Source organism: Pseudomonas nitroreducens TX1, assembly GCF_000313755.1.
GTDB lineage: Bacteria > Pseudomonadota > Gammaproteobacteria > Pseudomonadales > Pseudomonadaceae > Pseudomonas > Pseudomonas nitroreducens_A.
In genome coordinates this window covers 22884-46879 of the sequence record NZ_AMZB01000091.1, presented here as the reverse complement: position 1 = coordinate 46879, position 23996 = coordinate 22884, and the positions used below count along the sequence as shown (strand labels likewise).

Below are 23996 nucleotides of genomic sequence, written 5' to 3'. Positions count from 1 at the left end.
ATTACCCCATGCCCAACGAATTCCCAATTTCGTACATCGAGCCGGTGTTCCGGCCGCCCAGCGAGGCGCACTCGCTGATTCTTCCGGTCACCAACGGTTGTTCGTGGAACCAGTGCGGCTTCTGCGAGATGTACACCCAGCCGCAAAAGAAATTCCGCGCCCGTGACGAGGCCGAAGTGCTGGAGGAGATTCGCCGCTGCGGCGAGCGCCTGATCGTCCAGCGGGTGTTCCTCGCCGACGGTGATGCACTGGTGCTGCCGACGCGGCGCCTGCTCAACATCCTGCGCGCGATCCGTGACCACATGCCGGAGGTGGATCGCGTCTCCAGCTACTGTCTGCCGCGCAACCTGCGCAAGAAGTCCGTGGATGAGCTGAAGGAGCTGGCCGATGCCGGCCTGCGCATGGCCTACGTAGGTGCCGAGTCCGGTGACGATGAGGTATTGGCGCGGGTGAACAAGGGCGAGACCTACGCCTCCACGCTGGATGCCTTGCAGAAGCTGGGCGAGGCGGGAGTCAGGCGCTCTGTGATGATCCTCAACGGCCTGGGTGGCAGCACGCTGAGCGCCCAGCATGCCGACAATTCGGCGCGCCTGATGAACGAGGCGCAACCGGAGTTTCTCTCCACCCTGGTGGTGAGCTTCCCCACCGGCGAGGAGCGCTATCGGACTGGCTTCCCGGACTTCCAGCCGCTGACCCAGGCGGAACTGTTCGTCGAGGTCGAGCGCCTGCTGAGTGCGCTGGAACTGCGCGACACAGTGTTTCGCAGCGATCATGCGTCCAACTACCTGGTGCTCAAGGGCACGCTGGGGGCGGACAAGGCAAAATTGCTCGCCGAGGTTCGCCAGGCCATCGAGCAGCCGCAGCGCGCGCACTTGCGTCAGGAATGGCAGCGCGGCCTGTGATGGCGCGGAAGCTGCATTGCCTGTCCGAATGCCGGTTTTTCGTCGCCGGCTCCGGAGACTTTGCATGCGTCAACTGATACTGATCCTTGCTTTCGCCTCCCTGGGCGGCTGCATGAACCCAAGTGACCTGGCCGAGGGCACCGATTACTACCTGCGCGATGCGGGTTTCCTCGATCACAGCCAGACACGTCGCACGGCGAACTGGCGCCTGCAACAGGACTCGTTCATCTATATCGCCCAGGGGCCTTTCGTGCCGCCGGGCCACCCTTACGCGCGGCCCAACGTGGTGGCTGAGGAGGCGTTCGAGGGCTTCGTCCAGTACTTCCCGCTGGTGCGTCGGGCCAAGAGCCCGCTGGGGCTGGAGGGCGCCATGCAGGAGGCGCGCGCGGCAGGCGCCAATTATCTGCTGTATACGCGCTTCGCACGCGGGGAGGACAATGTCGGGACCTATGAACAGTATGAAGACACCGATAACGCCGTGGGCCGTGACCGCAGCGTGATCCAGGTGATGCTGATCGAGACCGACAACCGCTATCTGGTAGACAGTGCGACTATCCGCAGCCGCGGCGGTTTTCTGACATTCTATGATGCCAGCCCCGAAGACCTGATCGGCCGGCCGCTGGAAGACTATGCCCGCAGCCTGCTGGGGGTGAAGACGCGAGAGGAGTACCAATGACTGATCCACAGACCCAATCGGACCGGGCCGGCAACCTGCTGGCGCAGATTCCCGCCAGCAAGGAAAAGGGACTGCCGCCGGTGCATCTGTGGAATCCCGATTGCTGCGGCGATATCGACATGCGTATTGCCCGCGACGGCACCTGGTATTACCTGGGCACGCCGATTGGTCGCAAGCCGATGGTGCGGCTGTTTTCCACCATCATCCGCCGCGACGGCGACGACTATTTCCTGGTCACTCCGGTGGAGAAGTGCGGGATCACCGTCGATGACGCGCCTTTCGTCGCGGTCACCCTGGTGGTCGAAGGGGAGGGCGAGGAGCAGGTGCTGCGCTTCACCACCAATGTCGAGGACGAAGTGGTAGCCGACGCCGCACACCCGATCCGTGTCGACCTGGACCCGCAGACACAGGAGCCGTCGCCCTATGTACTGGTGCGGGTAAACCTGGAGGCGCTGATCCACCGCAATGTGTTCTACCAGCTGGTTGAGCTGGCGGTGCCCCGCGAGATCGACGGTGTTGAGTGGCTGGGAGTCTGGAGTTCGGGGGAGTTCTTCCCTATTGCGCCGCAGCCGTGACCCGATGGTCGTAAAGCGGCCAGTAGTCCCCGGGTGTCACCGCTACAAGTACTTAGCTTGCAAAGAAAAGGCTCCCGAGGGAGCCTTTTCCGTTACCGCCAACGCAATTACATGTTGGGGTAGTTCGGACCGCCGGTGCCCTCGGGGGCAACCCAGGTGATGTTCTGGGCCGGGTCCTTGATGTCGCAGGTCTTGCAGTGCACGCAGTTCTGCGCGTTGATCTGGAAGCGCTTGCTGCCGTCGTCGTTGCTCACCACTTCGTACACGCCGGCCGGGCAGTAGCGCTGCGCAGGCTCGTCGTAGAGCGGCAGGTTCTTGCCGATCGGGATGCTCGGGTCGGTCAGCTTCAGGTGGATCGGCTGGTCTTCCTCATGGTTGGTGTTGGACAGGAACACCGAGGAGAGCTTGTCGAAGCTGAGTTTGCCGTCCGGCTTCGGGTAGTCGATCTTCGGCGCTTCGCTGGCCTTCTTCAGGGTCGCGTAGTCCGGCGTCGTGTCGTGCAGGGTGAACGGCAGCTTGCCGCCGAAGATGTTCTGGTCGATGAAGTTGAACGCACCGCCACCGATGGCGCCGAACTTGTGCATCGCCGCGCCGAAGTTGCGGCTGCGGAACAGCTCGTCGTAGAGCCAGCTGCCCTTGAAGGCCTCGACGTAGTTGGTCAGCTCATCGCCGCCTTCGCGGCCGGCGAACAGGGCTTCGGCCACGGAGTCGGCGGCCAGCATGCCGGACTTCATGGCGGTGTGGCTGCCCTTGATCTTGGCGAAGTTCAGGGTGCCCAGGTCGCAACCGATCAACGCGCCGCCGGGGAAGACCATCTTCGGCAGCGAGTTCAGGCCGCCCTTGCAGATGGCGCGAGCGCCGTAGGCCACGCGCTTGCCGCCTTCCAGGTACTGCTTGATCACCGGGTGGTGCTTGTAGCGCTGGAATTCGTCGAACGGCGACAGGTGTGGGTTGGTGTAGGACAGGTCGATGATCAGGCCCACGACGACCTGGTTGTTCTCCAGGTGATAGAGGAAGGAGCCGCCCGGGTTGTCGTCGTTCAGCGGCCAGCCAGCGGTGTGCACCACCAGGCCCTGCTCGTGCTTGGACGGGTCGATGTCCCAGATTTCCTTGATGCCGATGCCGTAGTGCTGGGCGTCGGCTTCGCTGTCGAGCTTGTACTTCTTGATCAGCTGTTTACCGATGTGGCCACGGCAGCCTTCGGCGAACAGGGTGTACTTGGCGCGCAGTTCCATGCCCGGGGTGTAGTAACCCTCTTTCGGATTGCCTTCGCGGTCGACACCCAGGTCGCCGGTGACAATACCGCGAACCACGCCATTCTCGTCGATCAGCGCTTCCTGGGCGGCGAAGCCCGGATAGATCTCGACGCCCAGGCCTTCGGCCTGCTGGGCCAGCCAGCGGCACAGGTTGCCCAGGGAGATGATGTAGTTGCCTTCGTTGTGCATGGTCTTGGGCACGAAGAAGTTCGGCACCTTGGCCGCCGCTTCCGGGCTCTTCAGCACATAGATGTCGTCGCGCTTGACGGGGGTGTTGAGCGGCGCTTCGAGTTCCTTCCAGTTGGGGAACAGCTCGTTCAGCGCGCGGGGCTCGAACACGGCGCCCGAGAGGATGTGGGCGCCCACTTCGGAACCCTTCTCGACCACACAGACGCTGATTTCCTGACCCGCGTCGGCGGCCTTCTGTTTCAGTCGGCATGCGGCGGACAGACCGGCAGGGCCGGCGCCGACGATGACGACGTCGAATTCCATAAATTCGCGTTCCACTATCGATCTCTCCTGAATCAAGGCTCTGGGTATTTTGTAGGTATTGGGGTGGGCGTGCCCCCACCCAGTAAGAGCGGGGCGCATTATAGCTAGACCTGTTGCTATATCTAAACCCTTTATCGAGCGCAATACAAACGTTTGTTTGAATCGCGCGTAACCCTGATAGAATCGGGGTCCGCGGCTTATGGAAGGGTATTTTCGTGTATTGACCCGCCCGGTCGATGCGGTCAAGATACCTGCGGTTTTGCGGTCGCGTTGCGCTGGATGTAGTCGCAGATGGCGTGCACTACCGGCCAGGCCTGTCTGGCGACATTCCTATTCACCGGAGAAAAACGAGGAATCCATGAAGGTTCTTGTAGCTGTCAAACGAGTGGTTGACTATAACGTCAAGGTCCGCGTCAAGGCGGACAACTCCGGCGTCGATCTCGCCAACGTCAAGATGTCCATGAACCCCTTCTGCGAAATCGCCGTGGAAGAGGCCGTCCGCCTGAAAGAGAAAGGCGTCGTCACCGAGATCGTCGCGGTCTCCGTCGGCCCGACCGCTGCCCAGGAGCAACTGCGTACCGCGCTGGCGCTGGGTGCCGATCGCGCCATCCTCGTTGAAACCAACGAAGAACTGAGCTCCCTGGCCATCGCCAAGTCGCTGAAAGCCCTGGTCGACAAAGAGCAGCCGCAGCTGGTCATCCTCGGCAAGCAGGCCATCGACAGCGACAACAACCAGACCGGCCAGATGCTGGCTGCGCTGACCGGCTATGCCCAGGGCACCTTCGCCTCCAAGGTCGAAGTCGCTGGCGACAAGGTCAACGTCACCCGTGAAATCGATGGCGGCCTGCAGACCGTTGCCCTGAACCTGCCGGCCATCGTGACCACCGACCTGCGCCTGAACGAGCCGCGCTATGCGTCGCTGCCGAACATCATGAAGGCGAAGAAGAAACCGCTGGACGTGGTGACTCCGGACGCCCTGGGCGTTTCCACCGCTTCCACCGTGAAGACCGTGAAAGTCGAAGCTCCGGCTGCCCGTAGCGCCGGCATCAAGGTCAAGTCCGTTGCCGAACTGGTCGAGAAACTGAAGAACGAGGCGAAAGTAATCTGATGGCTATCCTGGTAATCGCTGAGCACAACAACGGCGCACTGGGCGCTGCCACCCTGAACACTGTCGCTGCTGCGCAGAAGATCGGCGGCGACATCGCCGTCCTGGTCGCTGGCCAGAACGTGGGTGGCGTGGCCGAAGCCGCTGCCAAGATCGCAGGCGTTTCCAAGGTGCTGGTCGCCGACAACGCCGCCTACGCTCACCAGCTGCCGGAGAACGTCGCTCCGCTGATCGCTGAGCTTGGCAAGGGCTACAGCCATGTGCTGGCCGCCGCTACCACCAACGGCAAGAACTTCCTGCCGCGCGTCGCTGCCCTGCTGGACGTCGACCAGATCTCCGAAATCATCGAAGTGGTCAGCGCCGACACCTTCAAGCGCCCGATCTACGCCGGTAACGCCATCGCGACCGTGCAGTCCTCGGCTGCCGTCAAGGTTATCACCGTGCGTGGCACCGGCTTCGATGCCGCTGCTGCCGAAGGTGGCTCCGCTGCCGTTGAAGCCGTTTCCGGCCCGGCCGATGCCGGCAAATCCGCCTTCGTTGGCGAAGAACTGGCCAAGTCCGACCGTCCGGAACTGACCGCTGCCAAGATCGTCGTTTCCGGCGGCCGCGGCATGGGCAATGGCGACAACTTCAAGATCCTCTACTCCCTGGCTGACAAGCTGGGCGCTGCCGTCGGCGCTTCCCGCGCTGCCGTGGATGCCGGCTTCGTGCCGAACGACATGCAGGTCGGCCAGACCGGCAAGATCGTCGCTCCGCAGCTGTATGTGGCCGTCGGCATCTCCGGCGCCATCCAGCACTTGGCGGGCATGAAGGATTCGAAAGTGATCGTCGCGATCAACAAGGACGAAGAGGCGCCGATCTTCCAGGTTGCCGACTACGGCCTGGTCGCCGACCTGTTCGAAGCCGTACCGGAGCTGGAAAAGGCCGTCTGAGCCCGATCCGCTTGCTGAAGGAACCCGCCCCCGTGGCGGGTTCTTTCATTTCAGGTCCCTGATTTTTCTCGGGAATGGCCGTTCTGCTGCGCCGATGACCCATTGGTCACGAATCTTTGCCGAGAAGTCCACCGGCGAAGGTGTCTCATCTACAATGCGCGACGTCTCCAGTTCCTGAATGTGTTCAATCGACACCTGGCTACCGAGGTTTTCATGATCATCAAACCGCGCGTGCGTGGCTTCATCTGCGTCACTACCCACCCGACCGGCTGTGAAGCCAACGTCAAGGAACAGATCGAGTACGTCGAGGCGCACGGCCCCATCGCCAACGGTCCGAAGAAGGTCCTGGTCATCGGTTCCTCCACCGGCTACGGCCTGGCCGCGCGCATCAGCGCAGCCTTCGGTGCCGGCGCCGACACCCTGGGCGTGTTCTTCGAGCGCCCTGGCAGCGAGACCAAGGCGGGCACTGCCGGCTGGTACAACTCGGCTGCCTTCGAGAAGTTCGCCAAGGCCAAGGGTCTGTATGCGCGCAGCATCAACGGCGACGCCTTCTCCGATGAAGTGAAGAAAGTCACCATCGACACCATCAAGCAGGACCTGGGCAAGGTCGACCTGGTCGTCTACAGCCTGGCCGCGCCGCGCCGTACCCATCCCAAGACCGGCGAGGTCTTCAATTCCGTGCTCAAGCCGGTGGGCAAGGCCGTCAACTTCCGTGGTCTGGACACCGACAAGGAAGTGATCAAGGAAAGCGTGATGGAGCCGGCGACGCCTGAGGAAATCGCCAACACCGTAGCGGTAATGGGCGGTGAAGACTGGCAGATGTGGATCGACGCCCTGCAGGAGGCCGGTGTACTGGCCGACGGCGCCAAGACCACCGCCTTCACCTACCTGGGCGAAGAGATCACCCACGACCTGTACTGGAACGGCTCCATCGGTGCCGCCAAGAAGGACCTGGACCAGAAGGTCCTGGGCATTCGCGAGAAGCTGGCCGCTACCGGTGGCGACGCTCGTGTGTCCGTGCTGAAGGCCGTGGTTACCCAGGCCAGCTCGGCCATCCCGATGATGCCGTTGTACCTGTCGCTGCTGTTCAAGGTGATGAAGGAGAAGGGCACCCACGAAGGCTGCATCGAGCAGGTCGACGGCCTGTTCCGTGAAAGCCTTTACGGCGCCGAGCCGCACCTGGACGCCGATGGCCGCCTGCGCGCCGACTACAAGGAACTGCAGCCGGACGTGCAGGACACCGTGAAGGACCTGTGGAACAAGGTGACCAACGAGAACCTGTACCAGCTGACCGACTTCACCGGCTACAAGTCCGAGTTCCTGCGCCTCTTCGGTTTCGAGATCGCTGGCGTGGACTACGAGCAGGACGTCAATCCGGACGTGCAGATTCCGAATCTGATCCAGCTCTGAGTTCGATACCGAGCAGAAACAGAAACGGCGCCCCAGGGCGCCGTTTCTGTTTTCCAGTCGGGTTCAGTTCGATGCGGTAACGGGCGTGTGATTTTGCTGGAGGAAGTCCAGGTAGAGGCGGGCGGTTTCCTCCGGGCGCTCGATCATCGGCACATGGCCGCAATCGCGCAGGATCGCCACGCTGGGTTGCTTCAGCAGCGGTTTCATCACGTCGATGCTGGAAACGTCCAGCACGCGGTCGCGCTCGCCCCACAGCAGCAGGGTCGGCGCGGTGATCTTCGGCAGCTCGGGTTCAAGCGGGATATAGCGTTCGCGCAACTGCTGGAAGACCATGCCGTTGAAGGCGCTGCGCTCCAGCGAGCGTTCGGCCAGGTAATCCTGCAGGCGTGACGGCAGCGGTGGCTTCTGCACGAAGACGAAGTCGAGCAGGGTCGGGAAGTCGTCCACCGAACGCAACACCAGCGGGTTGTCGCCGCCCTTGAGCAGGCGCTCGAACAGCTCGCTCTGGTGCGGCGCCGTGATGCCGGCATTGTCGAACAGGCCGACCGACAGGACCTCCTGCGGGTGCCGCGCGGCCAGCAGCGCAGCGATGTGCCCGCCCATGGAGTTGCCGATCACGTGAAAGCGGCCGATGCCCAGTTCGCGCATGAAATCGGCCAGGCGCTCGGCCTGGGTGCCGACGTCGTAGCTGATGTTCGCAGGCTTGCTGCTGTCACCGAAGCCCGGCAGGTCGATGGCGATGACGTGATAGTCCTTGGTCAGGAAGCGAGCGAAGCGCGGCCAGTTGCTCTTGTCGGCGCCGAAGCCGTGGATCAGCAGGATGGTCTGGGCCTTGTCCGGGCCGCCCTCGTAGTAGCTGATGTCCAGGTCGTCGACCTGCAGGCTGTTGGTCGACAGCCGGGCGCGGGCGCTTTCGACGTACTGGGCGGTCGCCAGCAGAGTGGAGGGAAAGGCGTAGAGCACGCCAGCGGCGACAGCTATCAGCAGCAGAAGGGCCAGAAGGGCTTTCTTCATGAGAAGTCCTTATTACCAAATCGGGTCGGTGTGCTTTACGCTAGCATTTTGCGGCTCTAAGCATGACCGTTCTTTCTTCTGGCGAGCGAGACTACCGATGCCCGATTGCTCCGCGCTGATCCGTGCGACGCTGTTGCTGGTGACTTTCTCCATGCCCCTGGCCGGCCTCGCCGCCGGCAAGTGCGAGCGCCTGGTGGCCACCGGCAATCCGGAATATCCTCCCTACCTGTGGCGCGATCCCGCGCAGCCGGAGCGCCTGATCGGCGCCAACGCCGACCTGCTGGAGGACATCGGCAAGGCGGTCGGGGTGAGTATCCGGGTGATTTACACCGGCTCCTGGGCCCGTGCGCAGGAAGAGGCGCGGTTGGGCCGGGTCGACCTGATCGCCGGCGCCTTCCTCACTCCGCCTCGGCTCGACACCATGGATTACATCCATCCGGCCTTCCTCACCACCGACAATGTGGTGTGGATGCGCAAGGACGCCGCGACGCCCTACAACGGCCGCGATGATCTCAAGGGGCTCAAGGGCGGTACCCTGGTCAACAACAGCTTCGGTCCGGACTTCGACGCCTTCGCCAAGCAGGAGCTGACGCTGGAAGAGGTGCCGAGCCTGACCCAGGCCTTCCAGAAGCTGCTGCTCAAACGCTCGGATTATGTGATCTACGAGCACTACCCCGGCCTGGCGGTCGCCGATACCCTCGGCATGGCCGATGACCTGCAGCCGCTGGAACCGCCGATCTCCAGCGAAGGTCTGTACCTGACCGTGGCGCACAACTCAGCCTGCAACGACCCGTGGCTGCGCGGACAACTGGCGAAAAAAATGACAGAATTGACCGCCGCCGGAGTTCCGCAGCGCCTGCTGCAGGACAACCTGGCCCGCTGGAAGGCGCAGCAGCTTCAGCCCGCCAGCACTCCCACCCAGTAGGACAATAGATTTCGTGATCAATCGACGGATGATGGTCGCCGGCCTGGCTTTGTTTGCAGTGGCCGGCTGCGCGACGAACGACCCGGCACCCAACGAACAGATGCGTCTCACCGAGCAGGCGCTGGAGCAGGCCAAGGCCGTGGGGGCCACCGATGACGTGGCCGAGCTCAAGCTTGCCGAGGACAAATACCAGGCCGCCAAGGGAGCCCTGGCGGTCGGTTCGAACAAGAAGGCGCGGCAACTGGCCGAACAGGCCGAGCTCGACGCCCGCCTGGCCGAAGCCAGGGAGCTCACGCGCAAGAGCTCGGAGCAACTGGCCGAGCAGACCAAGAGCATCAACCGTCTGCGCAAACAGTTGGGAGAAGTGCAATGACTTCCCTGAAACTGTTGCGCCGCAGTGCTTCCCGGATCGGTACACTGGGCTTGGTCGCGCTATTGGCTGGCTGCGCCAACAGCCAGCTCAGCGAGAAGTCGCTGGAACAGGCGCGAGGGCAATTCCAGGCCGTGAAGGAAGACTCCTCGGTGCTGCGCAGCGCGCCCAAGGACGTGATACGTGCGGGCGAATCGCTGGCCCGCGCCGAGCGCCTGTCCAACTACTGGGGCAGCAGCGACGATGTGCTGCAGTATTCCTACCTCAGCCAGCGCTACAGCGAGATAGCCCGCGAACACAGCAACCTGGCGCTGAACCAGGAGCGCCTGCTCAAACAGCAACTGGAGCGCGAGCGCCTGCAGCTGGCGATGCGCGAAGCGCGCCTGCTCAATGTGCAGGAACAGAGCAAGTGGCTGGAGCAGCAGATGGTCAGCCTGGCCACCAACGAGACCGAGCGCGGCCTGGTGCTGACCCTCGGCGACGTGCTGTTCGACAGCGGCGAAGCGGACCTCAAGCCGGCCGCCAACCGCACCGTGCTCAAGGTGGTGCAGTTCCTCCAGCTCAACCCGCGCCGGGTCATCCGCATCGAGGGCTATACCGATGCTGAAGGCGACCGCGAGCAGAACCTGCAATTGTCCAAGGATCGCGCACAAGCCGTGGCGGATGCGCTGACCGATCTGGGCGTGGACGCGAAGCGCGTTCAGGTGCAGGGCTATGGCGAGGCTTATCCGGTTTCGGATAACGCGTCTTCCCTTGGTCGTGCGCAGAACCGCCGGGTGGAGATCGTCTTCTCCGACGAAAAGGGCCAGCTCGGCGCCGAACGCTGACAGCTCTCGTAATATCCCGTCACAGGAAAACCCCGGCAGCCTTGGCTCCGGGGTTTTTCGTCAGGGGGATCTCGAAATCTTTCGAGTGGCAGCTTGGCGAAAATAGCCGAGTGCGACTAATCCCCTCGGGGGAGCTGTAGATGAGAGAACGTGATGTCATCGGAAAAGAAGCTTTTCAATGTAATCGTGGCGGACCCGCAACCGATGATCGGCTGGGGTCTGGAGCGCTATCTGCTGGAGCGCGAGCTGGCACAGGTGAAAGCCTTCGTCAGCGATACCGACAGCCTGCTGGATGTGCTCACGGCCCATCCGGAGGTTGATCTGGCCATCGTCGAACTGGCATTGCCCGGCGCCCGTGGGCGTGATGGCGTGCACCTGATCGAATGGCTGCAGCGCCACCATCCGGAGGTGCCTGTACTGGTCTACTCGGTCATGGGGGCGCCGCTGCTGGCGACTGCAGCGGTCAAGTGCGGCGCCGTGGGCTATGTCTGCAAGCGCAACCCGCTGTCCTTGCTGGATGAAGCCTTCGCCCGCATCGGCAAGGGCGAGACCTACATCGACCCGATGCTGCGGCCGCCGCGCCACACCGGCAAGCCGCTGAGTCCGACCGAGATCGACATCATCCGCCGCCTGGCCCATGGCGCCACGGTGGGGGAAATCGCCGAGCGGACCAATCGCAGCGTTTCCACCATCAGCACCCACAAGCGCAATGCCATGCAGAAGCTCGGCCTGACCACGGATGCACAACTGGTGGTCGCGGGACTTCTGGATTGGCTCGGCGAGATCTGAGCAGAGCAGCGTAACTGTATCGGACGGAATACCTCTGACTGTTCTGGAACAGTTTGCCGTTTTTGGCTACTGTTTCGGTTCAAAGCCCGAGGGATGGCCGTCATGTCCAATCTGCTGCTGTACCAGCGTATCGCCCAGCAACTGGCGGAAGACATCCGTCGTGGTGTCTACCAGCCGGGCGAGCGCGTGCCGTCCGTGCGCAAGCTCAGTACGCAGCTCAACGTCAGCCATGCCACGGTGCTCCAGGCCTACGCCACCCTTGAAGACCAGGGGCTGATCCGCGCTCGCCCGCAGTCAGGCTTCTATGTGCACCGCACACCGGCGCTGACCGCCTCGACCCCGGATATCGCCCGCGTCGAGCGGCCAGGCCTGGTAACCCGCAGCAGCATCATCAACCAGGTGCTCGCCGAGGCGCGCCGCGAAGGCGTGTTCCCGCTGGGCGCCGCTGTGCCGCACGTGGATTACCTTCCCGTCCGCGCGCTGCACCAGCAGTTGGCCAAGGTCACGCGCTTCTCCAGCCCGCGCGCCTTCAGCTACATGTTCAGCCCCGGCTACGAGCCGCTGCGCCGCCAGGTGGCGATCCGCATGCGCGATGCCGGTGTGGTGGTCGATCCGACCCAGGTAACCATCACCCATGGCTGCGTGGACGCGATCCACATGGCCTTGCGCGTGATGACCCGCGCGGGCGACCTGATCGCCACCGAGTCGCCGAGCTACTACGGCCTTCTGCAGTTGGCCGACATCCTCGGCCTGAAGGTCATAGAAATCCCCAGCGATCCGCTCACCGGCATCAGCCTGGAAGCGCTGCAACTGGCCGCCAACCAATGGCCGATCAAGGCGCTGGTACTGACCGCGCGCCTGAGCAACCCGCTGGGCGGCACCATTCCGGAAGACCGCCAGAAGGCGTTGCTCAAGCTCACCGCCGAGCACAACATCGGGGTGATCGAGGACGACATTTACGGCGAGCTGATGTTCGACCAGGGCCAGACCAAGGCGCTCAAGGCTCACGACCGTGACGGCCGCGTGGTGTATTGCTCCAGCTTCTCCAAGACCATTTCCCCCGGCGTGCGTATCGGCTGGATCATCACCGAGCGCTACCAGGAGGAAATCCGTCGCCTGCAGACCTTCACCACCCATTCGGCGTGCACCGTCACCCAAATGGGTGTGGCGGCGTACCTGGAGAACGGCGGCTACGACCGGCACCTGCGCTACATCCGCCAGGAATACCGGAAGAACATGACCGCTTACCAGTTGGCGGTGCAGCAATACTTCCCCGAAGGCACGCAGATGACCCGGCCCAAGGGCGGCTTCATCCTCTGGGTCAGCCTGCCGGCCAAGGTAAACACCAAGGAGTTGCATGTGCGCGCGCTGGAGCAGGGCATCAGCATCGCCCCGGGGCTGATCTTCAGTAACACCGAGCAGTTCAATAATTGCCTGCGGCTGACCTGCGGCATCCCCTGGGACCGCGAGGCGGAGCGCGCGATCATGACCCTCGGCATGCTGGCCTGCCAGCTCTGCCAGGAAGAACTGATCGCCGCGTAGGAGCTTGGCTTGCGTAGGAGCGGACTGCGTCCGCGATGGTATCCGGCAAGAGGCGGGCCTATCGCGGACGCAGTCCGCTCCTACGCGATAGCTTCATATCGGCGCTAACCCATATACCCGCGTCGTCTCGTCCAAGGGAGTTGACCCCTCGACGAGGCTGCCGCCGTGCCGCTTGCCACACCCGGGCTTCTGCCTGCCCGCCATCGCGCTACCCCGGCGCCCGCGCCATCGGCGATACTCGGCCACTGGCGAGACGCCAGCCGACACCCGCCACGCAATGGATCGAGAGAGTTGAAGACACCCCTCACGGATGAAAACGACGCGGCGTTGCTGCGGCGCTATCGACACGGCGACGCCGAAGCTTTCGGCGAGCTTTACGCTCGCCATCGCCTGGGCCTGTTCCGTTTCCTTTGCGGCCTGTGTGGCGATCACGCCCAGGCCGAGGAAGTGTTCCAGGAAACCTGGATGAGCCTGATTCGTAGCGACAGCCAGCCGCTGGGTGCGGCCAGCTTCAAGACCTGGCTGTACCAGATCGGCCGTAACCGCCTGATCGACCATTGGCGCAAGCTCGGCCGCCACCAGGGCCGTCAGGAGCGTTTCGACGAGCAGCTGCACGGCGAGGCGCTGGCCGGCGAAAGCGTCGACCCCGAGCGCGAGCTGAGCCTGAGCCGCGACCAGCAACGCCTGCAGGGTGCGCTGGAGTCACTGCCCCAGGAGCAGCGCGAAGTGTTCCTGCTGCGCACCCACGGTGACCTGGAGCTGAACGAAATTGCCGAGCTGACGAAAACTCCGGCCGAAACGGTGAAGAGCCGGCTTCGCTATGCCATGCAGAAACTGCGTCGGTTGTTGTCCGACCCGTCGGTGACCGAGGAGGTGAGCCCATGAACCGCGATTCGCACGAGCAGGACCTGCTCGAGCACTACCGCCGGCACAGCGATGAGCAGCCGTCGGCGCAGTTGGACGCGCGCATCCTGGCCGCCGCTCGTGCCGCCACGCAGGAGCAGAAACCGGGTTTGGCCCAGCGCCTGCACCGCTGGCTGGTGGGCGCTGGCAGCCGCCAGCGCTGGGGCGTCGCTGTGGCAGGCCTGGCGACCCTGGGTATCGGCCTGAGCCTGACCCTGCGCACCTACGAAGAGGCGCCGGATCGCTTTGACGCGCCAGCCGCCCCAGCGATGATGCGTGCGCCGGCTCCCGCACCGGCCATGGCGCCGCCAGCGGCTCCGGCTGCCGCGCCCTATGCGGCGCAGCCGAGTATGGATAGCGCTGCTGCGGGGGGCGCCATGGAAGAACTCGCCAAGCCGGCGCCGATGAGCAAAAAGAAGGCGGTGGACAGCGCTAAAGCCGAGGTGCGTCAACTTTCTGACGATCAGGTTCAGCCTGACATGCGGGTCCAAGAGAAGCTGCAAGCGTTCGCGGAGGAGGCTGGTGAGCCGCGTACCAGTCTGTTGCACCTACGCGACTTGCAAGGCAAGGGTCTGAAGGCAGAGGCGGAACTTGTACGTGAGAGCCTGCGCCAGCGCTTTCCCAACCTGGATATCGACAAGGCTCTGAAGGAACTGACGGACAATCCTTGATCAATGACAGGCCGGGTTCAGCCCTGTTCTGTCAGATTGTTCGGTCGTAGAAGGCTTGTTACGGCAAGCCTCTTGCCCTGCAATGAATCTCGCGCCAGCATTGCGCGGTTTTCTGACGGTCCGCTCCATGAAAAAAAACCGAATCCTCATTGTCGCCAGTTTGTCCCTGCTGCTCGTCGCCTGCGGTGACGAGCACAAGGACAAGGCTGCCACTCCGGTTGCAGCTCCCGCGCCTGCCGCAGCAGTGACGCCGGAGGCGGCCAGTGCGCCTGCGCCCAAGCCTGCTGCTGAGCAGCCGCGCGAGGATGAGGCCAAGCCTGCCGCCGCCAAGGCCGTAGCGTCGCCCAGGGCGCCCGCCGTCGAGGCGGCGATAAAGCCGGAAGCCAAAGCGCCTTCGAAAACCCCGGCACAGGTGAAGAAGCCGGTCGATCCCGTAGTCAAGCAGCCGCTGCCGCCTGTGAAGCTCGATCTGCGCCTGCCCAGGGATCTGCTGCAACAGGAACAGGCGGACGATCCCGTCACCGTGCTCGAGGAGAAGCCGATCCTGCCGCCGATGTTCGGCGAGAAGGTCGGGCAGAGCCCGTTCGAGGTCGGCGGTCGGTTGATCCAGCGCGAACCCAATGAACGCGAGGCCAACGATGACAGTTGGCACTCGGATATCCGCGGCGCTGAACTGCAGTTCAAGTTCCGCAACTGATCGCAGCCTCTGCCCTTGTGGGCGAGGTCGTCAGAACCGGTGCACGCCGTCGCGAATCGCTTCGAACAGGGCCCTGTCCAGTGCCCGGTAGTCCGCTTCGCCGGGCAGGCGCACGTATAACGCCTCGCTCACTGAGGATGGGTCATAAGCGTTGCGCTTGAGGTCGGTCTTCTTGTACTTGAAGGTTCCGGTGGTCTCCACCTGGGTCAGCAGGCGCAGGAACAGCGGCACGGCATAGGCCGGCAGCTCGCGGTCCAGGTGCGCGGCGAGTTGTGCGGGGTCGAGGCTGGAACCGTCGGCCAGGCGCAGAGCGGCCATGCCGCAGCGCCCGTTGGTGCCGGGAATTTCCACGCCATAGACCACCGCATCCTCCACGCCGGGGAATGCACCCAGGGCGTTTTCCACTTCGGTGGTGGAGACGTTTTCGCCCTTCCAGCGGAAGGTGTCGCCCAGGCGGTCGACGAACTGGGTGTGCTTGAAGCCGATGTCGCGCATCAGGTCGCCGGTGTTGAACCAGGTATCGCCTTCCTTGAACACATTGCGGTAGATCACCGCTTCGCTCTTGGCCGGATCGGTGTAGCCGTCGAACGGCCACTTGTCGCTGATCTCGCTGATCAGCAGGCCGGCTTCGCCCTTGTCGACCTTTTCCATGAAACCCTTGCCGTTGCGCACCGGTTGGTCGTTTTCCAGGTCGTAGCGGACGATCGCGTAGGTTGCCGGCGAGAAGCCCACCGTATTATCGAAGTTGAATACGTTGGTGAAGCCGATGTTGCCCTCGCTGGAGGCGTAGAACTCGGTGATTCGCTCGATGCCGAAGCGCGCCTTGAACTCGTTCCAGATCGACGGGCGCAGGCCGTTGCCGATCATGCAGGTGAGGCTGTTGCCGCGTTCCTCCGGGCATACCGGCTGGTTGAGCAGGTAGCGGCAGAGCTCGCCGATGTAGCCGAAGCAGGTCGCCTGGTAGGCCTGCACGTCCTTCCAGAAGGCGCTGGCGGAGAACTTTCGGCGCAGGGCGATGGCCGCGCCGCCGGCGAGCACGGCGCTCCAGCAGACGGTCACGGCGTTGTTGTGGTAGCAGGGCAGGGTCAGGTAGAGCACGTCGCTGTTGGTCAGCCCCAGGCCGGAGTGGCCAAAGCCGCCGTAGGCCTTGATCCACTTGCCGTGGCTCATGATCGAGGCCTTCGGCAGGCCGGTGGTACCGGAGGTGTAGATGTAGAAGCAGGCGTCCTTCAGGCGGACCTTGGCGGTTTCCGGCAGGTTGTTGGAATCCTGTTCCTGGGCCAGTCGCATCAGGCTCTGCCAGCCGACCGGAGCTTGCGCCGATTCCTCACCGTCGGCGATCCAGTAGCAGCGTCCGCCGCTGTTCTCCAGGGCCGGGCGGACGTCCTCGAAAGCCTCGCGCAGCTCCTCGCCGACCACGAAGTGGCTGGGCTTGACCAGGTTGAGGCTGTGGCTGAGCACCTGGCCGCGCTGGGTGGTATTCACCAGCGCGCCGATGGCGCCGAGCTTGGCCAGGGCGGCGAGCACCACCATGAGTTCGGCGCGGTTCTCCAGCATCACCGCGACCACGCTGGCGTGGCCCACGCCCTCGGCCTGGAAGGCCCGCGCCAGGCGGTTGGCCCAGCCGTTGAAGAGGGCATAGGACAGGCGCCGACGTTCGTCGATCAGCGCCGGGCTGTCCGGATAGAGGCGTGCGGCGCGCTCCAGCGCCCAGCCCAGGGAGAGGTTCTTCTCGCGGTTGCGGATGCCGGTGTAGTACAGCCCGCGCAGCATGCGTGGCACGCGGCCGAGGGTGGCCGGCAGGTGGGCGAGGAAGCGGGTCGGGGTGATGATATCGGCGTGGCTCATTGACGCGTGCCCTTATTGTCATTGTTGTCTGTGGCGTGCAGACGCTTGCGAGCGACTCTAGGTCGTCGTCCGACGTGCGCCTATGGCTGTTGCGCGCGTGGCGCAGGGCAGATCGGCAAACGCATCGGGCGTGCGTTCATCGCAGTCTGGAAAGCGATGGCCGGACGGCCAGGGCGGGAGTGTGTCGATTGGTAAATGGCGACATGGCGCGCGTGGGGGAGAGGTGGCAGGGCGGATAACCGCTTGCGGTTATCCGCCGTTGGCCGCGGTGCGGTGGGTGGCGGTCAGTCAAGGAACAGGTCGGGCACCAGGCTGCCGCCGTCCGGGTCGAAGCGATAGTGCTCGAAGTCGCTCTGGCCCTGTTCGCGCAGGATCTCCTCGTCGATCAGCAGGCGTCCGCTGATGCTGCGCTCGCTGCTGGAGAGAATGGCGTAGGCGGCGTCAGCCATGATCGCCGGGGTGCGCGCGCGCTTGAAGGCGTCGCGGCTACCCAGCTCGAACTCGATGGCGGCGGTGGCGATCATGGTCTTGGGCCACAGGGCGTTGACGCTGATGCCGTACTTCTTGAACTCCTCGTGTATGCCAAGGGTGAGCATGCTCATGCCGTATTTGGTGACGGTGTAGGGCCCGTGCTGGGCAAACCATTTGTTGGCCATGTTCAGTGGCGGCGACAGGCTGAGGATGTGGCCCTTGCTCTGCTTCAGGTAGGGCAGCGCGGCCTGGCTGCAGACCATCACGGCGCGGGTGTTGATCTGGTACATCAGGTCGAAGCGCTTGGGCTCCAGGCGCTCCACGCCGACCAGCTTGATCGCGCCGGCGTTGTTGATCACCGCGTCAATCCCGCCGAAGTGTTCGGCGGCCTTGGCCATGGCGTCGCGCACGGCGTTTTCGTCGCGTACGTCCAGTTGCAGGGCCAGCGCCTTGCCGCCGGCGGCCTCGACTTCCCCGGCGACGCTGTAGATGGTGCCTTCGAGTTTCGGATGGGGCTCGGCGCTCTTGGCGGCGATGACGATGTTGGCGCCATCGCGCGCGGCGCGCAGGGCGATCTCGCGACCGATGCCACGGCTGGCGCCGGTGATGAAGAGGGTCTTGCCGTTGAGGGACATGGTTGGGGCTCCGTGTTCTTGTTGTCGTGTTTGACGGAATCGCTGGCGGGAACCTGTAGGAGCGAGCTTGCTCGCGAACCGAGGCCCCGCTGCGGGGACTGTTCGCGAGCTAGCTCGCTCCTACGAAAAGCGAAAAGCGGTTCAGGCGTCTTCGGCTTCGACCTCCACCAGCAATTGCCGGGATTTCACCTGTTCGCCCTTGCTCACCTGCACTCGGCGGATCACACCGTCGACGCCGGCCTTGAGCGGGTGCTCCATCTTCATCGCTTCCAGCACCAGCAGCAGCTGGCCTTTGCTGACCCGCGCGCCCTCTGCCACCAGCACATCGACGATGGCGCCATCCATCGGTGCTTTCACCGTGCCCGAGCCTGCGCCGCCAGACGCGCCAGCAGGTTCGTGGGTAATGTCCTGCAATTCCAGGTTGCCGTCCGCGCCATACAGCCACAGGCGCGCACCCTCGCGGTGGAAGGGTAGACGGCGGCGGATGCCGTCGGCTTCCAGGATCGCGTCGCCGTCTTCTTCGCCGGGCAGGCGCAGGTTGATCTCGCTGTCACCGATGCGGGCCAGCAGCACCGGTTGGGTGCCGTGCTCACGGACTTCCAGCTCGACGATGAATTTTTCCTCGCCCTGCTTGAGCGCGAAACGCCACGGCGCGCTGCCGGCGCTGCGCCAACCGGAAAGCCCCGGTTGGTGCGCACGGTCACTGGCTGAGGCCTGGTAGAGCAGGGCGGCGGCGCAGGCCAGTTCCAGCGCTTGCGGCTGGCGCGGCGAAAGGCTCGGGTCATTGGCGAACTGCTCGCCGATGAACGCCGTGGTGGCCTTGCCGGCAGCGAACTCCGGGTGTTTGAGCAGGTTGGCGAGGAAGCGCTGGTTGCCGGTCACGCCCAGCAACACGCAGTCCTCCACGGCGCGCACCAGCTTGCGCCGGGCTTCGTCGCGGGTGGCGCCATAGGCGATGACCTTGGCCAGCATCGGGTCGTAGAACGGCGTCACCGGCTGGCCTTCGCGCAGGCCGTGGTCGATGCGGATGCCGTCCAGCTGCGGCGGCGTCCAGCGCAGGACCTGGCCGGTCTGGGGGAGGAAGCCGTTGCCGGTATCCTCGGCGTACAGGCGTACTTCGATGGCATGTCCCTTGAGCTGGATCTGCGCCTGCGTCAGCGGCAGCGGATGGCCCTCGGCGACGCGGATCTGCCAGGCCACCAGGTCCTGGCCGGTGACCAGTTCGGTAACCGGGTGTTCCACCTGCAGGCGGGTGTTCATTTCCAGGAAGTAGAAGGCGCCGCTGGCGTCCAGCAGGAACTCCACGGTGCCGGCGCCGACGTAGTTCACCGACGCAGCGGCCTTCACCGCGGCCTCGCCCATGGCGGCGCGCAGTTCCTCGGTCAGTACCGGGCAGGGCGCTTCCTCGATGACCTTCTGGTGGCGGCGCTGTACCGAGCAGTCGCGCTCGCCGAGGTAGACGATATTGCCGTGGCGGTCGCCGAATACCTGGATCTCCACATGGCGCGGCTGCACCACGGCTTTCTCCAGGATCAGCTCGCCGCTGCCGAAGGCGTTCTGCGCTTCCGAGCGCGCAGTGCGCAGTTGTACGGCGAGTTCTTCCTCGCGGGTCACCAGGCGCATGCCGCGCCCGCCACCGCCGGCGCTGGCCTTGATCATCAGCGGGTAGCCGATGCGCTGCGCCTCGCGGGTCAGCGTGGCGTCGTCCTGCTCCGCGCCTTCGTAGCCGGGGATGCAGGGCACGCCGGCTTCGAGCATGGCGATCTTAGACAGGCGCTTGCTGCCCATCAGGTGGATGGCTTCCACGCTTGGGCCGATGAAGACGATGCCGGCGGCCTCGCAGGTGCGGGCAAAGTCGGCGTTCTCCGAGAGAAAACCATAGCCGGGATGGATCGCGCCGGCGCCGGTACGCTGGGCGGCGTCGAGGATTGCCTCGGGTTTCAGGTAGGACTGGCCCACCGGCGCCGGGCCAATGCACACGGCTTCGTCGGCCAGCTGAACATGGCGGGCATCGGCATCGGCCTCGCTGTACACGGCCACGGTGCGGTAGCCCAGGTCGTGGGCGGTGCGGATCACCCGGCAGGCGATCTCGCCACGGTTGGCGATGAGTATCTTGTCGAAGCTGGGCATGCTGGCTGTTTCCCTCTCCCCAGCCCTCTCCCTGAAGGGAGAGGGGGTTGTTCGGTGCGCGCGTTGGGTCACTGCGCCCAGTTCGGTTTGCGTTTCTGTACGAAGGCCATCGTGCCTTCGGCGCCCTCTGCGCCGGTCACCGCGTCGGCGAACTGGCGGGCGGCGTCGTCCAGCAGCGGGCCGAGGGCTTCGGTCTCGGTGGCCAGCAACAGCGCCTTGGTGGCGGCGTTGGCGCCGGGGGCGCAACGGCGCACCTGATCCAGCGTCTGCGCCAGTTGCTCACCGAGGCTCTCGGCGCCCTCCGCGCAGGTATGCACCAGACCCAGGCGCAGCGCCTCGCGGCCATCGAAGCGCGCGGCGGTAAGCGCCAGGCGGCGCGCCTGGGTGAGGCCGATGCGCTTCACCACGAAGGGGGCGATCTGCGCCGGCAGGATGCCGAGGCTGGTTTCCGGCAGGCCGAACTGCGCGTCCGCCGCCGTGATGGCAATGTCCGAGACGCAGGCCAGGCCAAAGCCGCCGCCCAGCACCGCGCCTTCCAGCACGGCGACCAGCACCTGGGGCTGCGCCTGGGCCTCTTCCAGCAGGCCGCCGAAGGCGCGGTTCAGCGCGGCATAGGCATCCGGGCCGGCGGCGCGGGCGCCGGCCATGTCCTTGATGTCGCCACCGGCGCAGAAGTGTCCGCCGGCGCCGCGCAGGACGATGGCGCGTACGGTGCGGTCATCGCGCACGGCGGCGAGCACCGCGCGCAGTTCGCCGACCATCGCCAGGCTCATGGCGTTGCGGCTGTCCGGACGGTTCAGGGTGACGTGCAACACGCCGCCGTCATGTTCCAGCAGCAGGGTTTCGCAGTTCGGCAGGGTCATGGCATCAGCCCTTCTTCTTGCCCGGCAGGGTGCCCATCAGCTTGCAGATGATGCCCAGCATGATTTCGTCCGCGCCGCCACCGATGGAGACCAGGCGGGTGTCGCGGTAGGCGCGGGCAATCGGGTTCTCCCACATGAAGCCCTGGCCGCCCCAGTACTGCAGGCAGGCGTCGGTGACTTCACGGGCCAGTCGGCCGACCTTGAGCTTGGCCATGGAGGCCAGGCGGGTCACGTCCTTGCCGCGGATGTACTGCTCGGTGGCCTGGTAGGTGAGGGCGCGCAGGCACTCGATCTCGGTCATCAGCTCGGCCATGCGGAAGTGGATGACCTGGTTGTCGATCAGCGCCTGGCCGAAGGTCTTGCGCTCCTTGCAGTAGTCGATGGTGGCGTTGACGCAGTACTCCAGGCCCTTGATCCCGCTGGCGGCGCCGAACAGGCGTTCTTCCTGGAACTGCAGCATCTGCATCATGAAGCCCGCGCCCTCGGCGCCGATGCGGTTGCGCTGCGGGACGCGCACGTCGTCGAAGAACACCTGGGCGGTCTCCGAGCTGCGCATGCCGAGCTTGTCCAGGTGCGGGCTGACGCTGATGCCCTTGGTTTTCATCGGCACCATGATCAGCGACTTGTTGACGTGGGGCTTGTCGTCGGAGGTGTTGGCCAGCAGGCAGATGAAGTCGGCGGACGGCGAGTTGGTGATCCACATCTTGCTGCCGTTGATGACGTAGTCGTCGCCATCCTTGCGCGCGGTGGTCTTCAGTCCGGCAACGTCGGAACCGGCGCCGACTTCGGAGACGCCGATGCAGCCGACCATGTCGCCGGCGATGGCCGGGCGGAGGAATTCCTCGCGCAGCTCGTCGGAGCCGAAGCGCGCCAGGGCCGGGGTGCACATGTCCGTCTGCACGCCCAGGGCCATCGGCACGCCGCCGCAATGGATGGTGCCGAACTCTTCGGCGGCGACTACCGAGTAGCTGTAATCCAGGCCCATGCCGCCGAATTTCTCCGGTTTGGAGATGCCCAGCAGGCCCAGGTCGCCGGCTTTCTTGAAGACCTCATGGATCGGGAAGCGACCGGCCTTTTCCCACTCGTCGACGTAGGGGTTGATCTCCTTCTCGACGAAGTTGCGGACGGTACGGCGGAGTTCTTCGTGTTCCTGGGTGAAGATCATTGTTGTTGTTCTCCTTGAGCCTGAGTCGTTCATCTCTCCTCTCCCCAGCCCTCTCCCTGAAGGGAGAGGGGGCTGTACGGAGCGAGCTGAAAGTTCGCTTTACGCCGGGTCGCTTTGGCTCCCTCTCCCTTCAGGGAGAGGGCGGGGGAGAGGGGCTTTTGCCCACTCTCCCAATTCCTGTCAGAACCTCGCCACCCCAAAACTATTTCCCTTCAGCGGTCGTATGGCCGCCTCCGCGCAGATGTCCAGCAGGTAGCCGAGCAGCTGGCGCGTGTCGCGCGGGTCGATCAGCCCGTCGTCCCACAGGCTCGCCGTGCCGTAGAGCGCGGTGGACTGGGCGTCGAGTTTCTGCGCGGTCATCTGTTCGAGCATGTCGAGCATCTTCGGGTCGGCTTCCTTGCCCTCCTTGGCGTGCTTTTCCTCGGTGACGATGCGCAGCACCTTGCCGGCCTGGGCGCCGCCCATCACGGCGGTGCGGCTGTTGGGCCAGGCGAAGATGAAGCGCGGGTCCAGCCCGCGGCCGCACATGGCGTAGTTGCCGGCGCCGTAGGAGCCGCCGACCACCAGGGTGAGCTTGGGCACGGTGGCGTTGGCTACCGCCTGGATCATCTTCGAGCCGTGCTTGATCACGCCCAGGCGCTCGGATTCGGTGCCGACCATGAAGCCGGTGGTGTTGTGCAGGAACAGGATCGGCGTGTTGCTCTGCTCGCACAGCTGGATGAACTGCGCCGCCTTGGCCGCACCCTGCGGGGTGATCGGGCCGTTGTTGCCGATCAGGCCGCAGGCGTGGCCTTCGATGTGCAGGTGGCCGCAGACGGTCTGGCTGTCGAACTCGTTCTTGAAGTCGAGGAAGCGCGAGCCGTCGGCGATACGCGCGATGATCTCGCGCACGTCGTAGGGTTTCTTCGCGTCCGCCGGCACCACCCCGAGCAGTTCTTCGGCCGGGTACAGCGGTGCGTCCCATGCCTTTTTCGGGCGGGCCGGCAATTGCGCATTCCACGGCAACGCGGCGAGGATCTCGCGGGCCAGGCGCACGCCGTCGGCGTCGTTCTCCGCCAGGTACTCGGCGGTGCCGGCGACCTGGGCGTGCAGTTCGGCGCCGCCCAGTTCTTCATCGGTGGCGATCTCGCCGGTGGCGGCTTTCAGCAGCGGCGGGCCGGCGAGGAACATCTTGGCCTTGCCGCGCACCACCACCACGTAGTCCGACAGCCCCGGCTGGTAGGCGCCGCCCGCGGTGGACGAGCCGTGCACCACGGTGATCTGCGGAATGCCCGCCGCCGACATGCGCGCCTGGTTGGCGAAGCCGCGCGCGCCCTCGACGAAGATGTCCGCCGCGTAGTTCAGGTTGGCGCCGCCACTCTCGGTCAGCGCCACCACCGGCAGCTTGTTCTCCAAAGCGATCTGCTGCAGGCGCAGGGTCTTCTTCAGCCCGGTGGGGGAGATGGTGCCGCCCTTGATTGCGCTGTTGCTGGCCGTCACCAGGCAGCGCACTCCGGCGATGTAGCCGATGCCGGAGATGATGCCGCCGCCGGCCTGGGTGCCGTCCTTGTCGTCATGCAGCTTGTAGCCGGCCAGCGAGGAAATCTCAAGGAACGGCGCACCTGCGTCCAGCAGCAGGTTCAGGCGCTCGCGCGGCAGCAATTGGCCGCGCTTGTCGAACTTGGGCTTGGCCTCGGCGGCCTTGTCCAGCACCTTCTGCTCGACCTCGCGGAAGCTCGCCACGGCGGCCAGCATGGCCTCGCGGTTGCGGGCGAAGTCTTCGCCCTGGGGATCGAGTTCGGATTGAATGACCGGCATC

22 protein-coding genes are annotated in these 23996 nt (G+C 64.7%); 14 read left to right on the top strand and 8 right to left on the bottom strand.

Going from position 1 to position 23996, the window contains the following annotated elements:
* Window positions 1-8 precede the first annotated feature (8 nt).
* The 3 genes from C167_RS0107345 (at window position 9) to C167_RS0107335 (ending at window position 2153) form a co-directional block, all read left to right on the top strand.
* Complete coding sequence (locus tag C167_RS0107345) at window positions 9-902, top strand: radical SAM protein (RefSeq protein WP_017517619.1); 894 nt, start codon at window positions 9-11, stop codon at window positions 900-902.
* Window positions 903-966: 64 nt separating this feature from the next.
* On the top strand, window positions 967-1578 hold the full coding sequence (locus tag C167_RS0107340) for a DUF4823 domain-containing protein (protein ID WP_017517618.1): 612 nt from the start codon (window positions 967-969) through the stop codon (window positions 1576-1578).
* Window positions 1575-2153: a DUF1285 domain-containing protein gene (locus C167_RS0107335; protein WP_017517617.1), complete on the top strand. Its 579-nt coding sequence runs from the start codon at window positions 1575-1577 to the stop codon at window positions 2151-2153. Before C167_RS0107340 ends, C167_RS0107335 begins: the two co-directional genes overlap by 4 nt.
* Window positions 2154-2260: 107 nt before the next feature.
* Here the strand turns inward: C167_RS0107335 and C167_RS0107330 are convergent, their stop codons facing one another.
* On the bottom strand, window positions 2261-4000 hold the full coding sequence (locus C167_RS0107330; protein WP_268744085.1) for an electron transfer flavoprotein-ubiquinone oxidoreductase: 1740 nt from the start codon (window positions 3998-4000) through the stop codon (window positions 2261-2263).
* Window positions 4001-4259: 259 nt separating this feature from the next.
* On the opposite strand from C167_RS0107330, the gene C167_RS0107325 reads away from it, so the two are divergent.
* The 3 genes from C167_RS0107325 to fabV all read left to right on the top strand — a co-directional run bounded on the left by C167_RS0107325 (window position 4260) and on the right by fabV (window position 7348).
* Window positions 4260-5009 (top strand): electron transfer flavoprotein subunit beta/FixA family protein, encoded by a 750-nt coding sequence (locus C167_RS0107325; protein ID WP_026078867.1) that lies wholly within the window; start codon window positions 4260-4262, stop codon window positions 5007-5009.
* Window positions 5009-5938, top strand: coding sequence for an electron transfer flavoprotein subunit alpha/FixB family protein (locus C167_RS0107320; protein ID WP_017517614.1), 930 nt, complete (start codon window positions 5009-5011; stop codon window positions 5936-5938). Before C167_RS0107325 ends, C167_RS0107320 begins: the two co-directional genes overlap by 1 nt.
* Before the next feature lie 213 nt (window positions 5939-6151).
* Window positions 6152-7348, top strand: a complete 1197-nt coding sequence (fabV, locus tag C167_RS0107315) for an enoyl-ACP reductase FabV (protein ID WP_017517613.1) — start codon at window positions 6152-6154, stop codon at window positions 7346-7348.
* Window positions 7349-7411: 63 nt separating this feature from the next.
* Here the strand turns inward: fabV and C167_RS0107310 are convergent, their stop codons facing one another.
* Entirely contained in the window at window positions 7412-8362 is a 951-nt protein-coding gene (locus tag C167_RS0107310; RefSeq protein ID WP_017517612.1) for an alpha/beta fold hydrolase, read from the bottom strand.
* Between the two features lie 97 nt (window positions 8363-8459).
* Here C167_RS0107310 and C167_RS0107305 point away from each other — a divergent pair, with 97 nt between their 5' ends.
* From C167_RS0107305 to C167_RS0107270, 8 genes are all read left to right on the top strand, one after another.
* Window positions 8460-9287, top strand: a complete 828-nt coding sequence (locus C167_RS0107305) for a transporter substrate-binding domain-containing protein (RefSeq protein WP_017517611.1) — start codon at window positions 8460-8462, stop codon at window positions 9285-9287.
* A 28-nt stretch (window positions 9288-9315) separates the two neighbouring features.
* Window positions 9316-9660 carry a DUF4398 domain-containing protein gene (locus C167_RS0107300; protein WP_017517610.1) on the top strand — a complete coding sequence of 115 codons (345 nt, stop codon included), beginning with the start codon at window positions 9316-9318 and terminating at the stop codon, window positions 9658-9660.
* Window positions 9657-10484: an OmpA family protein gene (locus C167_RS0107295; RefSeq protein WP_017517609.1), complete on the top strand. Its 828-nt coding sequence runs from the start codon at window positions 9657-9659 to the stop codon at window positions 10482-10484. Before C167_RS0107300 ends, C167_RS0107295 begins: the two co-directional genes overlap by 4 nt.
* A gap of 153 nt (window positions 10485-10637) precedes the next feature.
* Complete coding sequence (locus C167_RS0107290; RefSeq protein ID WP_017517608.1) at window positions 10638-11273, top strand: response regulator transcription factor; 636 nt, start codon at window positions 10638-10640, stop codon at window positions 11271-11273.
* A gap of 102 nt (window positions 11274-11375) precedes the next feature.
* Window positions 11376-12815: a PLP-dependent aminotransferase family protein gene (locus C167_RS0107285; protein ID WP_017517607.1), complete on the top strand. Its 1440-nt coding sequence runs from the start codon at window positions 11376-11378 to the stop codon at window positions 12813-12815.
* 291 nt (window positions 12816-13106) lie between these two features.
* On the top strand, window positions 13107-13700 hold the full coding sequence (locus C167_RS0107280; RefSeq protein ID WP_017517606.1) for an RNA polymerase sigma factor: 594 nt from the start codon (window positions 13107-13109) through the stop codon (window positions 13698-13700).
* The gene (locus tag C167_RS0107275; RefSeq protein WP_017517605.1) at window positions 13697-14389 is read left to right on the top strand and encodes a hypothetical protein; all 693 of its coding nucleotides are present in this window, start codon (window positions 13697-13699) and stop codon (window positions 14387-14389) included. Before C167_RS0107280 ends, C167_RS0107275 begins: the two co-directional genes overlap by 4 nt.
* 82 nt (window positions 14390-14471) lie before the next feature.
* Complete coding sequence (locus C167_RS0107270) at window positions 14472-15086, top strand: hypothetical protein (protein WP_235154298.1); 615 nt, start codon at window positions 14472-14474, stop codon at window positions 15084-15086.
* Between the two features lie 30 nt (window positions 15087-15116).
* On the opposite strand, the gene C167_RS0107265 is transcribed toward C167_RS0107270, so the two are convergent.
* From C167_RS0107265 to atuC, 6 genes are all read right to left on the bottom strand, one after another.
* On the bottom strand, window positions 15117-16934 hold the full coding sequence (locus C167_RS0107265; RefSeq protein WP_017517603.1) for a long-chain-acyl-CoA synthetase: 1818 nt from the start codon (window positions 16932-16934) through the stop codon (window positions 15117-15119).
* 284 nt (window positions 16935-17218) lie between these two features.
* Complete coding sequence (locus C167_RS0107260) at window positions 17219-18040, bottom strand: SDR family oxidoreductase (protein ID WP_017517602.1); 822 nt, start codon at window positions 18038-18040, stop codon at window positions 17219-17221.
* A gap of 141 nt (window positions 18041-18181) precedes the next feature.
* On the bottom strand, window positions 18182-20170 hold the full coding sequence (atuF, locus tag C167_RS0107255) for a geranyl-CoA carboxylase subunit apha (protein ID WP_017517601.1): 1989 nt from the start codon (window positions 20168-20170) through the stop codon (window positions 18182-18184).
* Between the two features lie 68 nt (window positions 20171-20238).
* Window positions 20239-21033: an isohexenylglutaconyl-CoA hydratase gene (atuE, locus tag C167_RS0107250; RefSeq protein WP_017517600.1), complete on the bottom strand. Its 795-nt coding sequence runs from the start codon at window positions 21031-21033 to the stop codon at window positions 20239-20241.
* Between the two features lie 4 nt (window positions 21034-21037).
* Complete coding sequence (atuD, locus tag C167_RS0107245; protein ID WP_017517599.1) at window positions 21038-22198, bottom strand: citronellyl-CoA dehydrogenase; 1161 nt, start codon at window positions 22196-22198, stop codon at window positions 21038-21040.
* Between the two features lie 180 nt (window positions 22199-22378).
* The gene (atuC, locus tag C167_RS0107240) at window positions 22379-23995 is read right to left on the bottom strand and encodes a geranyl-CoA carboxylase subunit beta (RefSeq protein WP_017517598.1); all 1617 of its coding nucleotides are present in this window, start codon (window positions 23993-23995) and stop codon (window positions 22379-22381) included.
* Window position 23996 lies beyond the last annotated feature (1 nt).